At 41.1% G+C, this 16,751-nt stretch carries 13 protein-coding genes and 1 pseudogene; 10 read left to right on the forward strand and 4 right to left on the reverse strand.

Annotated features, from left to right (window positions below):
* Nucleotide 1 precedes the first annotated feature (1 nt).
* A complete protein-coding gene (bcp, locus tag PR767_RS08525; protein ID WP_004911370.1) occupies nt 2-472 on the forward strand; it encodes a thioredoxin-dependent thiol peroxidase in 471 nt (156 codons plus the stop codon).
* A gap of 47 nt (nt 473-519) precedes the next feature.
* On the opposite strand, the gene PR767_RS08530 is transcribed toward bcp, so the two are convergent.
* Nucleotides 520-1,584, reverse strand: a complete 1,065-nt coding sequence (locus PR767_RS08530; RefSeq protein WP_004911372.1) for an AI-2E family transporter — start codon at nt 1,582-1,584, stop codon at nt 520-522.
* A gap of 195 nt (nt 1,585-1,779) precedes the next feature.
* On the opposite strand from PR767_RS08530, the gene PR767_RS08535 reads away from it, so the two are divergent.
* A complete protein-coding gene (locus PR767_RS08535; protein ID WP_004911374.1) occupies nt 1,780-3,243 on the forward strand; it encodes a beta-barrel assembly-enhancing protease in 1,464 nt (487 codons plus the stop codon).
* 12 nt (nt 3,244-3,255) lie between these two features.
* Nucleotides 3,256-3,612, forward strand: a complete 357-nt coding sequence (arsC, locus tag PR767_RS08540) for an arsenate reductase (glutaredoxin) (protein WP_272520161.1) — start codon at nt 3,256-3,258, stop codon at nt 3,610-3,612.
* 43 nt (nt 3,613-3,655) lie between these two features.
* Here the strand turns inward: arsC and hda are convergent, their stop codons facing one another.
* The 3 genes from hda to upp form a co-directional block, all read right to left on the reverse strand.
* Nucleotides 3,656-4,357: a DnaA inactivator Hda gene (hda, locus tag PR767_RS08545; RefSeq protein ID WP_036957653.1), complete on the reverse strand. Its 702-nt coding sequence runs from the start codon at nt 4,355-4,357 to the stop codon at nt 3,656-3,658.
* A gap of 127 nt (nt 4,358-4,484) precedes the next feature.
* Nucleotides 4,485-5,780, reverse strand: a complete 1,296-nt coding sequence (uraA, locus tag PR767_RS08550) for a uracil permease (RefSeq protein WP_004253542.1) — start codon at nt 5,778-5,780, stop codon at nt 4,485-4,487.
* 98 nt (nt 5,781-5,878) lie between these two features.
* The gene (gene upp, locus PR767_RS08555) at nt 5,879-6,505 is read right to left on the reverse strand and encodes a uracil phosphoribosyltransferase (protein WP_004253541.1); all 627 of its coding nucleotides are present in this window, start codon (nt 6,503-6,505) and stop codon (nt 5,879-5,881) included.
* Between the two features lie 355 nt (nt 6,506-6,860).
* On the opposite strand from upp, the gene purM reads away from it, so the two are divergent.
* The 7 genes and pseudogenes from purM (at nt 6,861) to PR767_RS08590 (ending at nt 16,602) form a co-directional block, all read left to right on the forward strand.
* Nucleotides 6,861-7,901 carry a phosphoribosylformylglycinamidine cyclo-ligase gene (purM, locus tag PR767_RS08560; RefSeq protein ID WP_272520162.1) on the forward strand — a complete coding sequence of 347 codons (1,041 nt, stop codon included), beginning with the start codon at nt 6,861-6,863 and terminating at the stop codon, nt 7,899-7,901.
* Nucleotides 7,901-8,539 (forward strand): phosphoribosylglycinamide formyltransferase, encoded by a 639-nt coding sequence (gene purN, locus PR767_RS08565; protein ID WP_004911384.1) that lies wholly within the window; start codon nt 7,901-7,903, stop codon nt 8,537-8,539. Before purM ends, purN begins: the two co-directional genes overlap by 1 nt.
* Nucleotides 8,540-8,772: 233 nt before the next feature.
* Nucleotides 8,773-9,360, forward strand: a complete 588-nt coding sequence (gene speG / locus PR767_RS08570; protein ID WP_004911388.1) for a spermidine N1-acetyltransferase — start codon at nt 8,773-8,775, stop codon at nt 9,358-9,360.
* 54 nt (nt 9,361-9,414) lie between these two features.
* The gene (gene ppk1, locus PR767_RS08575) at nt 9,415-11,484 is read left to right on the forward strand and encodes a polyphosphate kinase 1 (protein ID WP_110731977.1); all 2,070 of its coding nucleotides are present in this window, start codon (nt 9,415-9,417) and stop codon (nt 11,482-11,484) included.
* Nucleotides 11,485-11,488: 4 nt separating this feature from the next.
* On the forward strand, nt 11,489-13,018 hold the full coding sequence (locus PR767_RS08580) for an exopolyphosphatase (RefSeq protein ID WP_272520163.1): 1,530 nt from the start codon (nt 11,489-11,491) through the stop codon (nt 13,016-13,018).
* A gap of 360 nt (nt 13,019-13,378) precedes the next feature.
* Nucleotides 13,379-14,665, forward strand: a pseudogene (gene mgtE, locus PR767_RS08585) (magnesium transporter); the annotation flags it as partial.
* Nucleotides 14,666-15,249: 584 nt separating this feature from the next.
* Nucleotides 15,250-16,602, forward strand: a complete 1,353-nt coding sequence (locus PR767_RS08590; RefSeq protein ID WP_004911396.1) for an MFS transporter — start codon at nt 15,250-15,252, stop codon at nt 16,600-16,602.
* Nucleotides 16,603-16,751: the final 149 nt, after the last annotated feature.

The raw sequence follows: 16,751 nt of genomic DNA on the forward strand, positions 1-16,751 counted from the left end.
AATGAACCCATTGAAAGCCGGTGATAAGGCGCCTCAATTTAGCCTTCCTGACCAAGATGGTGAGCTCATCAATCTTTCTGATTATCAGGGTCAGCGCGTATTAGTTTACTTTTATCCTAAAGCGATGACTCCTGGCTGTACTGTTCAAGCGTGTGGTCTACGTGATGAAATGGATACACTTAAAGCGAAAGGTGTCGAAGTATTAGGTATTAGCACAGACAAACCAGAGAAACTATCTCGTTTCGCTGAAAAAGAGATGTTGAACTTCACTTTGTTATCAGATGAAGACCACCAAGTATGTGAGCAATTTGGGGTTTGGGGTGAAAAACAATTCATGGGGAAAACCTATGATGGGATTCATCGCATTAGCTTCCTTATTGACCCTACAGGGAAAATAGAGCACGTCTTTGACAATTTTAAAACCAGTAACCACCACGAAATCGTGCTTGATTACATCAATACACACGCTTAATCGTTACTTCTTAGTGCTGTATGCCCCCATACAGCACTATTACTAACCTAGTTCGTTGACTCCGTTGGCTCTTCCGGCCAGACATGAATAACCGCTTTAATCAGTGTTGCTAAAGGTATTGCAAAAAACACGCCCCAAAAGCCCCATAACCCACCAAACACCACAACAGATAAAATAATCACTAGTGGATGTAAATTCACGGCTTCAGAAAACAATAAAGGCACCACAACGTTGCTATCCAAACCTTGAATAACTAAATAAAACAACATTAAGTACCAAAATTCACTACCAATACCGTACTGAAAGAGCGCAACAATAACCACGGGGATCGTGGCTGCGACCGCACCAATGTAAGGGATTAATACCGCTACCCCGACAAGAACCGACAGCAATACGGAATAGCGCAAGTCAAAGTAAGCAAAACATAAATATGTTGCCACCCCAACAATCACCATTTCAGTAACTTTTCCTCGCAAATAATTGGTGATTTGTTCATTCATTTCGACCCAAACTTTACCCACTAACAAACGATTTTTCGGTAACAGCTTGAGGAAGCTTTTGCTAATACGCTCTTTATCTTTTAAAAGAAAGAATGTCATCAACGGCACTAGAACTAAGTAAACTGCTAAAGTAAAAATACCTATTAATGAAGCAACTGACGCTTTAACCACAGAGTCTGCAATACCCGACATACGGCTACGCAGGTTATCTGCCATCATATCGATAATGCCTACATCCACTAGTGCTGGATATTGCTCTGGCAGTTTTTGTGCAAATTCATTGAAACGGTTAACCATATTTGGCAGATCGGCCATCAAATTAATCCCTTGCTGCCATGCGGTTGGCGCAATAATTAAAATAACCATGGCACTTATTCCGGCGAATAAGGTCAAAATAATACCGACAGCAACTGAACGGGATAACCCTATGCGTTGTAATAAATTGGTTGGCCATTCAAGCAAATAAGCTAAAGCAATTGCCGCCAGCAATGGAGCCAGTATACTGCTGAAAAAGAAGATGATCACAAACCCTGATACGAGTAATGTAAAAAGGGCTATGGCTTGTGGGTCAGCAAAACGCCGACGATACCACTGTAAAAACAATTCCAGCATTTATTGCTCCTAGGGAATAACACAAAGGACAGTTCCTAAAGTAACGAAAATTATACCGAAGAACAGATTTTACGATAGCTTTTGCTATCATGTGTTTTAAACTTTTCGTATTTTTAAGTGCCTTACTTAAAGCACACCCGAAATAAAGTCGGTACTTACCCTAAATTAAAATGTTGTATGGGATACTCACGTTTCATGAAGAAAAATTTAAAATATCCATTATTGGCTTTCATGATCGCTGCGCTAATGAACGGTGCAGTATTACCTGCTTATAGTGCAATTGAAGATACCTTACCCGATATAGGAACCACAGCAGGAGGCACACTTAGCATCAACCAAGAAATTATTATGGGAGATGCTATTACACGCCAAATTCGTGCCAGCACCCCTCTTATTTATGACCCATTGTTAACCCAATATGTTAACAAACTTGGTATGCGGTTAGTGAAAAATGCCGACTCAGTTAAAACACCGTTTAAGTTCTATTTAGTCAACAACCCCAATATTAACGCATACGCCTATTTTGGGGGCAATGTAGTGCTACACTCAGCATTGTTCCGATACAGCCAAAATGAAAGTCAGCTAGCATCCGTCATGGCGCACGAAATATCTCACGTTACGCAAAGGCACCTTGCGCGAATGATGGAAGACCAAAAAAGCACCACTCCTCTCGCGATTGCAGGGACGATTGGTTCTTTGCTGTTAGTGATGGCGAATCCTCAAGCTGGTTTTGCCGCTTTAACAGGCACTATGGCAGGGGTTCAGCAAGGTATGATCAGCTTTACCCAAGCCAATGAACAAGAAGCTGACCGTATTGGTTTACAGACATTAAGGCGCTCTGGCTTTGACCCGCATGCGATGGCTGATTTTATGCAAACAATGTCAGACCAAACTCGCTATATGTCAAAGCCCCCTGAAATTCTATTAACGCACCCCTTGCCGGATAGCCGTTTAGCTGATGCCAGAAACCGATCGAACCAATACCCTAAAGTGAGTGTGCCATCATCACTGGACTTTATGTTAGCCCGAGTTCGTATTTTAGCTATGTATAGTACCGAGCAAAAACATGCTTTAGACCAAATCATTGAAAACTATGGTAAAGGTTCTGCACAAGAACAAATTGCAGCGCAATACGGTAAAGCGCTACTGCTTTCTCAAGACAAAAAGTACGCAGAAGCAGGAAAAATCCTGACAGAGCTATTAGCGAAACAACCCGATAACCCTTGGTTTATCGATAGCATGACTGATGTCGACATTGAACAACATCAAGTCTCTAGAGCCGTCTCTCGTTTACAGAATGCTTTGAGAAAATCACCGAAAAATACCGTATTTATTGTCAACCTAGCTAACGCATTAATTAATAATCATCAATATAAAGAAGCAACAACCTTACTGAATAAATATACGTTTGATTACCCTGATGACCCGATTGGTTGGGATTTACTGGCAGAAGCGTCCGCAAAACAAGGTAAGCGTACCGAAGAACTTGCTGCTTACGCAGAAGGGATGGCGTTACGGGGTAACTATGACACTGCAATTAATTATCTCAGCGATGCTAGCCGTCAAAGCCGTTTAGGCAGTTACGAACAGCAGCGTTATGACGCTCGCATTGATGCGCTTAGAAAACTACAATTACGTGACAAAAATGCAAAACCGTAAGGAGTTATAATAATGACGGATTCGATTAAGATTTACCACAACCCACGCTGTTCTAAAAGCCGTGAAACCTTAGCCCTTTTAACTGATAAGGGTATCTCCCCCACGGTGGTCGAGTATTTAAAAACGTCCCCAACGGTCGCTGAAATCAAAAAACTCCTTAAAATGTTAGGCTTTAAAGATGCTCGTCAATTAATGCGCACCAAAGAAGAGTTGTATAAGGAATTGAATTTAAACGATGACAGCTTAACTCAGGATCAACTCATTAAAGCAATGCATGAAAATCCTAAATTGATTGAACGCCCTATCGTTGTTAATGGTGATAAAGCACGTTTAGGTCGTCCGCCTGAGCAGGTTTGTGAAATCTTATAAACTCTATTTTGGCAGCTATATGGCTGCCAACTCATTTAATCAACTAGAGTTTTAAAATATCTTTTACGAAAGGAATCGTTAATTTTCGCTGAGCGACAATTGATGCGTGGTCAAGTTTGTTTAAGATATCAAACAACGTTCCCATTTTTCTATCTAGACGTTTTAATACGAAACGACAAACATCTTCCGGTAATTCAAAACCACGAATACGAGCGCGTAATTGCAGTGCCCAAATCTTATCTTCGTCACTCAGTGGGTGCAGTTTATAAATTTGCCCCCAATCAAGGCGAGAGGCTAAATCGGGTAATTTCAGTTCGATTTGCCGAGGAGGCCTGTCCCCAGTAATTAATAGACAAGTGCGACCAATTTCCAAAATACGGTTATACAAATTGAAAATCGCCATTTCCCACTCTTCATCACCCGCGATGCACTGAATATTATCAATACAAACGAGTGATAAATGTTCCATACCGTCTAGTACTTCAGGAACAAAATACGCACGTTTATCCAAAGGAACATAACCGACTGCAATGCCTTGTTCAGACAGCTCTGCACAAGCTGCGTGCAGTAAATGGCTTTTCCCGCCGCCTTCACGCGACCAATAATAGATATAACTGCCATGGGGTTGATTAATAGCAGACTGAATAGCAGACAGCAACGCCCCATTTTCCCCTGCATAAAAGCTCGCAAAGGTTTCATCATCTGGCAGATATAGTGGTAATGAAAGCTGTGATGGTGTGTTCAGAAGCGCCTCTGGCTGTACAAATCAATTTTCATCTAGCAGTTTACCATAAAAAACACGGATAGATGAATAAGAACGGTGACCAAATGCCGTTCAAACAATTGAACGGCAATATGGAAAATTGTGTGGCTTATTTTTTATTGCTATCAAGCTCTTGGACTTCAGATGTCACAAACTGCTTTTCAGGCCTAACAAACGTTATAAAACGGAATAATAATGCCATAAAGATCCCAACTATCGTTGCTAGCGCCATACCTTTGAGTTCAGCTTGACCAATATGGATAACGGCTCCGCTCACACCAATAATTAAAATCACTGAGGTTAAAATCAAATTTTGTGGCTTGTTATAATCGACTTTTGAATCAATCAACACTCGAATACCTGATGCACCAATTACCCCGTACAATAAGAGTGAAACCCCGCCCATCACAGGAACTGGTACTAATTGGATAGCAGCCGCTAATTTACCAACACAAGATAATAAAATAGCAATAATTGCGGCTCCGCCAATTACCCAAGTACTGTATACCTTGGTAATTGCCATGACCCCAATGTTTTCACCATAAGTCGTATTTGGTGTCGAGCCAAAGAAACCGGAAATCACCGTAGAAAACCCATTAGCAAACATTGAACGATGTAAACCTGGTGATTTCATTAAGTCACGTTCAACAATATTCGCAGTGACGACCAAGTGCCCTACGTGCTCAGCGATAACCACTAATGCAGCGGGCAAAATGGTTAAAATAGCAAACCATTCGAAGCGTGGAGTATAAAATGTAGGAATAGCAAACCACGGCGCTTCAATAACCGGGGTAAAGTCCACAATGCCCATAAAATAGGACAATGCATAACCCGCTAAAAAGCCAATCAAAATTGGAATAATAGATAAAAACCCACGGAAAACGACCGCGCAGAGAATAGTGACTGACAACGTGGTCAGGGAAATAATTAACGTGTTCGAATCAACCACTGCGCCATCTTTAGGTAATAGCCCAGCCATACCTGCAGCCGTTTGAGCTAATTCTAAACCAATTACGGCTACGATTGCCCCCATTGCTGCTGGGGGGAACATGACGTTTATCCACCCTCTTCCTGCAACTTTAACAATCAGTGCAACAATACAGAACAGCACGCCACAGATAATGAAGCCGCCAAGTGCCAGCTCATAACCTAATGGTAATAAAATCAGCACTGGGGAAATAAATGCAAAACTTGAGCCTAAATAAGCAGGAATTTGCCCTTTACAAATAAACAGATACAGCAGCGTTCCGATCCCATTAAACAGCAAAATTGTAGCGGGGTTTACACCAAACAGAATCGGTACGATAACGGTTGCGCCAAACATAGCAAATAGGTGTTGAAGGCTCAGTGGTATAGTTTGTAATAATGGTGGTCTTTCTTCAACACTGATGGTGCGACGTGTCATGTGGCTTTATCCTCTTTTAGCGAAATGGCTAATCACTGAATAAGCAGTGAGTCTCTACAATTAATCAAAAAAAAGCCGACTTCTCAGTCGGCTTATCATTATTTAGTACCAAATATCTTGTCGCCCGCATCACCGAGACCCGGAACGATATATCCCTCTTCATTTAAATACTCATCAATTGAAGCGGTATATAATTCAACATCTGGATGCGCAGCTTCCAACGCTTTTAAACCTTCAGGCGCTGCAACAAGAACTAAGATTTTAATCGAGGTACAACCCGCATTTTTTAATAAATCAATGGTAGCAATCATTGAGCCACCCGTCGCTAACATTGGGTCGACCACTAATGCCATACGTTCTTCAATGTTAGAGGCGAGTTTTTGGAAATAAGGGACAGGCTGCAGTGTTTCTTCATCACGATAAACACCTACCACACTGATACGTGCACTTGGAATGCTATCTAATACACCGTTCATCATACCAATACCCGCACGAAGAATTGGTACTACAGTGATTTTCTTACCTTTAATTTGTTCTATTTCTACAGGACCACACCAACCATCGATAGTCACTTTTTCAGTTTCAAGGTCAGCAGTTGCTTCATAAGTCAGTAGGCTACCAACCTCTGAGGCCAGTTCACGAAAGCGCTTTGTGCTTATATCATGATCTCGCATCAGGCCGAGTTTATGTTTAACGAGAGGGTGTTTTACCTCAACGATCTTCATGGGTTTCTCCTACTATTTAAGACGGCGGCGGACAAAAAAATCGCCGGATTATACCTCTTTTAGCTTTGGTTGCCACTAGATAACGCTTGATTTTGGTCAAAACAACAACGATTAACGCCATTTTTTTAAAAATTATACCTCATCTCAGTTAAGTTGAAATTGGTAAAACCGCAAATTTGATTTAAATAAATACATTTCTTATTTTGCTATACAACTTCTATAACGTTCTACCATTCTTCGATTATGCGTACCCAAAAATTTCCAACACAAAGCTATCGCAAACGTTTGCCTAGCCTGTTAGAATAATGTCAATGATGTTATTTTTCTCAAAAATGTAATTGCCTTGGGGGCCGTAGTGACTGATAAAACCTCTCTCAGCTATAAAGATGCCGGTGTTGATATTGATGCGGGTAACGCCTTGGTTGAACGTATTAAAGGTGTCGTAAAAGAAACCCGCCGCCCAGAAGTCATGGGAGGTCTTGGGGGATTCGGTGCATTATGTTCCCTACCGCAGAAATACCGTGAGCCTGTTTTAGTTTCAGGCACTGACGGTGTCGGTACCAAATTACGCTTAGCAATGGATTTAAAACGTCATGACTCCATTGGGATTGACCTTGTGGCTATGTGTGTCAATGACTTGATTGTTCAAGGCGCAGAGCCCCTGTTCTTCCTTGATTATTACGCGACCGGTAAACTAGATGTCGATACCGCTGCGAGTGTGATTACGGGTATCGCAGAAGGTTGTAAACAGTCAGGTTGTGCGTTAGTGGGTGGTGAAACCGCGGAAATGCCGGGAATGTACCATGGTGAAGACTACGATGTGGCTGGTTTCTGTGTGGGTGTTGTTGAACGCTCAGAAATCATCGATGGTAGCAAAGTGAGTGCTGGAGACGCCTTAATTGCTTTAGCCTCTAGCGGCCCGCATTCAAATGGTTACTCGCTGGTTCGCAAGATCCTCGAAGTCAGCCAAACCAACCCAGAAGAAACTCAATTAGATGGGAAACCTTTAGCTGACCACTTATTAGAACCAACACGCATTTACGTTAAAAATGTATTAGAGCTGATCGCAAACAGCGATATCCATGCAATTGCCCACATTACTGGTGGTGGTTTCTGGGAAAATATTCCTCGCGTACTGCCTGACAACACACAAGCAATTATTGACGGTAGCAGCTGGCAATGGCCTGCTGTCTTTAACTGGCTGCAGCAAGCTGGTGATGTGAGCACTCATGAAATGTACCGTACCTTCAACTGTGGTGTGGGGATTATTATTGCTCTACCACAACAGGAAGTTGAAAATGCACTTGCTCTGTTGAACAAGCTTGGCGAAAACGCATGGCAAATCGGTACAATTGGCGCATTACAAGCGGGTGAAGAGCAGGTTGTGATCCGCTAATGAAAAAAATTGTTGTCCTCATTTCTGGCAGCGGTAGTAATTTGCAATCATTAATTGATAGCTGCCGCACTGGGGCAATTGGCGCTCACATTGTTGCTGTCATTAGCAACCAAGCCAATGCTTATGGGCTTGTTCGGGCACAACAGGCTGGAATACCAGCCTGTTTTTTAGATGCCAAACAGTATACTGACCGCCAAGCATATGATGCTGCATTACTCGCACAAGTCGACCAATATCAGCCTGATTTAGTCGTATTAGCGGGTTTTATGCGTATCTTATCAGCCCAATTCGTCAACCACTTTGCGGGTAAATTACTCAATATCCATCCTTCTTTGTTACCGAAATACCCCGGTTTACACACGCATCGTAAAGCGCTAGAAAATGGGGATAAAGAACATGGCACATCCGTTCATTTCGTTACCGAAGAACTGGATGGCGGGCCAGTTATTTTGCAAGCTAAAGTGCCTATCTTTGAACAGGATAACGAAGACGATATTATCGAGCGGGTAAAAGCCCAAGAACATACGATTTACCCATTAGTTGTTGAGTGGTTCATTAGTGGCCGATTAACAATGCAAAAAGGTAAAGCTGTGTTAGATAACCGAATTTTACCGCAACAAGGTTACGCTAACGAATAATATTCGTGATGAGCAAAACGTCATTTCAAGGGTGGGTATCCACCCTTTTTCTTCGCATTCACATAAAAACACGATCGCAAGCTATTACATAAAAACATTAGCGTTGGGTAAAATGAATTATTTTTCAACAAGGTGATAATCTCTCTGTGCTGTGTCATTATTTTATCGCAAATAAATGTTATCCTTATAGTCGAAGAACAAAACATTTTTCCTAACTAAATAGAGGTATTTTTATGACGACCGGGCAAGTTCATCCGTTTAGGTTGCGCCCACTTGAACGTGAAGATTTAGCATTTATTCACCAGCTTGATAACAATGCCAGTGTTATGCGTTATTGGTTTGAAGAACCTTATGAAGCTTTCGTTGAATTAAGCGATCTTTACGATAAACATATTCATGACCAGTCTGAACGCCGTTTTATCGTTGAAAATGACAGTGAGAAAGTTGGCTTAGTCGAATTGGTAGAAATTGATTATGTTCACCGACGCTCTGAGTTTCAAATTATCATTGCACCGAGCCATCAAGGCCATGGCTATGCGAGTCGCGCTGCGAAATTAGCAATGGACTACGCGTTTTCCGTACTAAACTTATATAAACTTTATCTTATTGTTGATAAAGAAAATGTTAAAGCTATCCATATTTATAATAAACTAGGCTTCCATACTGAAGGCGAACTGATCGACGAATTCTTTGTCAATGGTCGCTATCACACCGCTATCCGTATGTGTATTTTTCAGCAACAATATTTTACGATGAAGCAACAATCTGCTAATCCAGAAAGTGTTATTACCCAAGATAAAGCAATTAAACAACACATTTAGCTAACTGACTGGTATCATAGCCATAAAGTAACAAGAGTCTAATACGGAGTTAGAATGTCCCAAGAACGTCTCTATCATGAAAAAGAGTTAAGCTGGCTGTCTTTTAACGAGCGTGTTTTACAAGAAGCAGCCGACAAGCGTAACCCTCTTATTGAGCGAATGCGTTTTTTGGGAATTTATTCCAATAATCTAGACGAGTTTTATAAAGTCCGCTTCGCCGACGTTAAACGCCGTATTTTAATTAATGAAGAACGCGGCTCGGCAAGCGGTGCTCGCCACTTGTTAAAGAGAATTCAGTCAAGAGTTGCCAAACAAGAACAAGAATTCGACATTCTCTATAATGACTTATTATTGGAAATGGCGCGCAATCAAATATTCTTGATTAACGAACGTCAAATTTCGCCTCGCCAACAGATATGGTTACGTCAGTATTTCCGCCAGAATCTGCGCCAGCATATTACGCCAATATTAATTAATCCTGATACCAATCTCGTTGAATTTCTAAAAGATGACTACACTTATCTTGCAGTTGAAATCATCAATGGCAATCAGATTCAATATGCACTATTGGAAATTCCATCCGATAAAGTCCCGCGGTTTGTTAACCTGCCTCCAGAAATGCCAAAGCGTCGCAAGTCAATGATCCTAATTGATAATATCCTTCGCTATACGCTCGATGAAATTTTCAAAGGTTTTTTTGATTACGATAAGCTCAATGCCTATTCGATGAAAATGACGCGTGATGCAGAGTACGACATCGCAACAGAGATGGAATCGAGCTTGCTCGAAATAATGTCATCTACATTAAAACAACGTTTAACCGCAGAACCCGTCCGTTTTGTCTATCAGCGTGATATGCCTGACGAAATGGTTGCTCTTTTACGTGAAAAACTGGGGCTATCCAGCGATGACTCCGTGATTGCCGGTGGCCGCTACCACAATTTTAAAGACTTTATTAATTTCCCTAATGAAGGAAATAAAAACCTATTAAACAAGCCATTACCAAGGCTGCGTCACCGCTGGTTTGATAACTTCCGTAACGGTTTCGATGCCATTCGCGAACGCGATGTACTGTTATATTATCCCTACTATACCTTTGAACATACTTTAGAATTATTGCGCCAAGCGTCTTTTGACCCGAATGTATTATCGATTAAAATTAATATTTACCGTGTCGCGAAAGACTCACGCATTATCGATTCTGTCATTCATGCCGCTCATAATGGAAAAAAAGTCACAGTGGTCGTTGAGTTACAAGCACGATTTGATGAGGCCGCTAATATTCATTGGGCAAAACGATTAACTGAAGCGGGCGTGCATGTTATTTTCTCCGCGCCCGGGCTTAAAATCCATGCAAAATTATTTATTATCTCACGCATGGAAGAAGGCCAAATCGTGCGTTATGCCCATATCGGTACGGGAAATTTTAACGAAAAAACCGCTCGGCTTTATACTGATTACTCCCTACTCACTGCAAATGAACTGATCACCAACGAAGTTCGTCGGGTATTTAGTTTTATTGAAAATCCTTATCGCCCAGTGACTTTCGATAATCTAATGGTGTCACCACAAAATACACGTATTCGTTTGATGGCCTTAATTGACCAAGAAATCGAAAATGCGCTCGCTGAACGGCCCAGTGGCATTACATTAAAAATTAACAACTTAGTCGACAAAGAATTGACTGACAAACTGTACGATGCCTCCAATGCAGGTGTCAAAATTCGTTTATTAGTCAGAGGGATGTGCTCTTTAGTCGCCGGCCAAGTCGGCTACAGTGAAAATATTCAGGTAACCAGTATTGTTGACCGCTTTCTTGAACATGACCGTGTTTATGTTTTCACCAATGCGGGGGACGAAAAAGTCTTTATTTCTTCTGCTGACTGGATGACCCGCAACATTGATTACCGCATTGAAGTCGCCGTTAGCTTAGTCGACCCGCATTTAAAACAACGGGTATTGGATATTTTAGAGTTGCAATTTAGCGATACTGTTAAAGCACGTTATGTTGACAAAGATTTAAGTAATCATTATGTTCCCCGCGGAAATAAACGTAAAATTCAGGCCCAGCTTGCTGTGTATGATTATTTAAAATCAATCGAAACACCGGATACAAGAGCTTAAAAATATGCCAATAACCAACGCCTCAACACCGAGACCACAAGAAATTGCGGCTATAGATTTAGGCTCAAACAGTTTTCACATGGTCATTGCTCGCATCGTTAATGGTGCATTGCAAGTTCTTACACGGTTAAAAAAACGTGTTCACCTAGCTGATGGTCTAAGTGATACCAATGAATTAAGTGAAGAAGCCATGGAACGTGGGCTTGCCTGCCTCGCGTTGTTTGCCGAACGGTTACAAGGCTTTCCCCCTGAAAACGTATGCATTGTTGGCACTCATTCATTACGTGTAGCAACGAATGTAAAACTGTTTTTGCAGCGCGCTAAAGTAATCATGCCTTACCCTATTGAAATCATTTCAGGTCAAGAAGAAGCACGGTTAATTTTTATGGGCGTTGAGCACACTCAACCCGAAAAAGGCCGTAAATTAGTACTCGATATCGGTGGTGGTTCGACAGAGTTAGTTATTGGTGAAAAATTTGAGCCGCTTTTGATTGAAAGCCGCCGTATGGGCTGTGTTAGCTTTGCCCGTACTTACTTTCCAAATGAAGAAATTACCCCTGAATATTTCAATCGAGCCTACCTAGGGGCTTGCTTAAAATTAGAAAGCACCGCGATTTTATTTAAGAAACAAACTTGGGACGTTGCGATGGGCGCCTCGGGCACCATCAAAGCTGCCCATAGTGTGATACAAGAATTAGGCTATAAAGACGGTATTATTACGCGGGAACGTCTTATCGAAATCAAGCAAATGGCGTTGAAATATAAGTCATTTAGCACCCTGAATATATTAGGCCTATCGAATGAACGTAAACACGTATTTGTTCCTGGCTTAGCGATTTTACTTGCCGTATTTGATTCATTAGAAATTAAAGAGTTACATTTATCTGACGGTGCATTGCGTGAAGGTGTTTTATATGAAATGGAAGGCCGTTTCCGCCACCAAGATATCCGCCAGCGTACTGCTTTAAGCCTTGCTGAGCATTATAATATCGATAGAGAGCAAGCTAAACGCGTATTAAAAACCATGGAAGAACTCTATTTCCAGTGGGGACAACAAAACCCCAAGCAACTTAACCCACAACTGGAATCCATTTTAATATGGGCAGTTATGCTCCATGAGGTTGGGTTAAGTATTAATCATAGTGGTATGCACCGCCATTCTGCTTATATTTTGCAAAATACCAACTTACCGGGCTTCAACCAAGAACAGCAACTATTACTGGCAACATTAGTACGTAATCATCGTAGGGCTATTAAGTATGACGATATCCCTAAATTTAATTTATTTAAAAGAAAACAATTTATGCCGCTTATTCAAATTTTGCGGCTAGCCATTTTGTTAAATAATCAACGCCAATCTACCACAATCCCCTCTTCGTTACGGATAGAAACGGATGATGGGCACTGGACTCTCTATTTACCATCTGAATATCTCGTGCAAAATACATTGATGATATTGGATTTAGAAAAAGAAAGTGGCTATTGGGAAGATGTCCCCGGTTGGTCGTTAACTATTTGTGCAGAAAATGAGTGATTTGCGGCCATTATTGTAGTGATTTATGCTTATTCTTCATCGCTGATGACTTTGAAATCACCGCTTATTTGACTCAACTATTTGATATATTATTTAAATAGGCGACAATAATGATAATAAATTTCGTCCGCTCGCAGACGAATTCATAAAAAGCGCTTTTGCGCTGCTATTGCTTTAAGGATTAAAATGTCACAACCTGCTTTTTCAATCGATGCGGTGCCAACAGTCAACCCGCACTCTCAAAAACTGGCACATATTCGCCAGCAAATCCTGACGCTATTTTTAGATGACGAAGAGTTCGTCCATGCGCTTGTTGAAAATGATCAACACGTCAGTATTGATGACAAAGCAATTAGTGAAAAAATTAGTCTTGTAAAAGAATTGCTACTTGATTTACACACTGCGGATATCGCCGATATCTTAGAAATGCTCCCTTATGATGAGCGTCTCGCGTTATGGCGTCTTGTTGATAATAACGAACGTGGTGAAGTCTTAGTTGAGGCCTCCGTATCTGTTTGGGATAGCCTAATTAAGGATATGTCTGACAGAGAACTGCTTCGCGCCGTTGCTAATTTGCATGTTGACGAACAAGCTTATATTGCTGAGCATTTACCTCGTGACACCATGCGCCGGCTCCTCACCTATTTAGAGCCTAGCCTACGTAGCCGCATTCGCGAAGTTTTACAATATGCGAAAGATAGCGTCGGGCAAATGATGGATTTTGAATTCGTCACCGTACGCCCAAATGTGACACTAAAAACGGTTCAACGTTATTTACGCCAACGAGGCAAGATCCCAGAAGCCACCGATAAAATTTTTGTTGTCGATAACAATAATTATCTGCAAGGTGAATTACCACTAACCACTATTTTGACGCAATCCCCTGAAAAAATAGTGGCCGATGTCATGAAAACTGACACTGTGACCTTCTTGCCCGATGAAAAAGGCGAAGATGCCGCTAGTGCGTTCGAACGTTATGACTTAATTTCTGCTGCTGTTGTTGATAATAGCGGCTTACTGATGGGCCGCCTGACGGTTGAAGATATCGTTGATAACATCAGTGAAGAAAACGATAACAGTATTCGTCGTATGGGGGGGTTAAGCCCTGAAGAAGACGTTTTCGCCCCGGTTGGCCAAGCCGTTAAAACCCGTTGGACATGGTTAGCCATTAACCTATGTACCGCTTTTGTCGCTTCTCGTGTTATTGGCGTCTTTGAAGATACCATTTCCCAATTAGTCGCGTTAGCCACATTAATGCCAATTGTGGCAGGAATTGGGGGAAATACGGGAAACCAAACCATCACCATGATTGTTCGTGCCATTGCCCTGCACCAGATACAAAATAATAGTTTCTCTTTCTTAATGTTAAGAGAGCTTGGCGTCGCCTTTATTAATGGCGTTGTTTGGGGCGGAATTATGGGAGTCGTTACCTATTTCCTATATGGTGATATCGCTATGGGCGCTGTCATGACATTAGCGATGATCTTGAACCTACTAATGGCAGCGATTATGGGGGTGCTTATTCCACTCATTATGCTGAAAATGGGCAAAGACCCTGCTATCGGCTCTAGCGTGATGATTACCGCTATCACCGATACAGGTGGGTTCTTTATTTTCCTTGGCTTAGCCACGCTATTCCTCGTTTAAATTTACTTTGCACGCGTCCTGTTTCTTGGTGGGCGCGTGCATTTTACAAAACACTCCCTGCGCTAACAAAACCTCGTCAAAATCCCAAGATTTCGCAAGTAAGCTTATTATTTATCTATTAATTAAATGCTTTTATAGTTATTTAGTTTATCGAGATGAATAAAGTTAATTATAGCGAAAAATAATTAGGTAATATTTGTTTACTATATTTCAGTAAGAATTTATTAAATTAAATATAATTAACACTGTAACTGACTAATTTAAATATACGATATTCTGCAAAATTCATATTATTAACATCATATAAGGTTATTTATCGCCGCACCAAATCAATTGTCCATACAAACAAAACTAATTGGAATGTTATTCTTGTTTTTAGGGTTGAGGTTTACAGAATATAGAATTTCCTGCTATAAATATACACATGCAAAAAAGATACTGTGTATTAAACTAAGTTATACCCATCCAACGTTTTATACCTCTTATCTGCACCAATAAAAATGATTAGCTCATTATTATGAGCCAATGCTTATTATTTTGAATTTATGCAATTTAGTATTTCAGGTAGTTAGAAGGAAACTATAATGACACCGCAAACAGCCAGCCAGCCCTCTGCGAGGCCTTTGGGCAAAGAAGACTATAAAACATTAGGCTTATCCTCTTTAGGGGGTACCCTTGAGTTTTACGACTTCGTTATCTTTGTTTTTTACGCAAAAATTATTTCCCAACTATTTTTTCCAGGGGATAACGAATTTCTCGCGCTAATGGCAACACTGGGCCTATTTGCAGCAGGTTATCTTGCTCGTCCTCTTGGTGGCATTATTATGGCTCACTTTGGAGATAAAATTGGCCGCAAGAAAATGTTTACCTTAAGTATTTTCTTAATGGCATTCCCAACATTTGTGATTGGTTTTTTACCGACTTTTGAAACCATTGGTGCTGCAGCCCCATTACTGCTGCTGTTAATGCGTATTATGCAAGGTGCCGCGATTGGTGGTGAAATGCCAGGAGCATGGGTATTTATTGCAGAGCATACACCAAAGCAACGCTATGGCTTAGGTGTTGGTACACTGACTTCTGGGATCACTGGCGGTATTTTATTAGGCTCTATCGTCGCTATTATTATTGAACGCTCTTATACCACAACTGAAATTCATGATTTCGCATGGCGTATTCCATTTATTCTTGGTGGTATTTTTGGGTTTATTTCTGTGTATTTACGCCGTTTTTTACAAGAAACCCCAATATTCAAAGAACTGGCCGCTAAAAAAGCTTTGTCACAAGAATTACCCGTCAAAACTGTGATTAAATCTCATAAGCAAGCCTGTATGATCACGGCAGCACTGACGTGGTCATTATCAACCGCTATCGTTGTCACTATTTTGATGACGCCAGATGTGGTGTTAAAAGGGATCTATAACATTGACCGAAATATTGCATTGCAAGCTAACTGTGCCGCAACATTAACCTTAACATTAGGCTGTATCTTCTGGGGTTGGTTAGGTGATAAAACAGGAACACGTACCTCAATGACTTTATCCTGGGGTGGATTGGCCGTAACGGCAATTTACTTCTATTCGTCATTATCCAGTGATATTGCGGCGAGTACGTTGATTTTTAACTATGGCTTGATGGGCTTCTTTGTTGGCGCGATTGCAACGACACCAATTATCAGTACACGCGCATTTCCACCTGAAATTCGCTATTCTGGCCTGTCATTCGCTTACAATGTGGCTTATGCAATTTTTGGTGGTTTAACACCAATATTAACTGGTGCTTGGTTGCAGCAGTCTCACATGGCACCTGCCTATTATGTTGCTGGCGTCTCATTATTAGCGGTTGCTGTAGCCTTTATTCCTCTATCTTGGAAGGGTTGGACAGTCAATTCTGAATCCTCAAACGAAAAATCTGCGGTTCTAAACGCTTCTAGCTTATAACATTTCTTGCACCCTATTTATTAGGGTGCAATTCTTATTGAGAAAAATTAATTTCCCCCACGCCCTCCTTTACACACACCGCAGCATACAAGTACAGAAATTGACACTTATTCATATTTCCTCCATTTTTCTTTGTACCTATCACGTTA

It is taken from the genome of Providencia sp. PROV223 (genome assembly GCF_028479245.1).
In the GTDB taxonomy this organism is placed as follows: domain Bacteria; phylum Pseudomonadota; class Gammaproteobacteria; order Enterobacterales; family Enterobacteriaceae; genus Providencia; species Providencia rettgeri.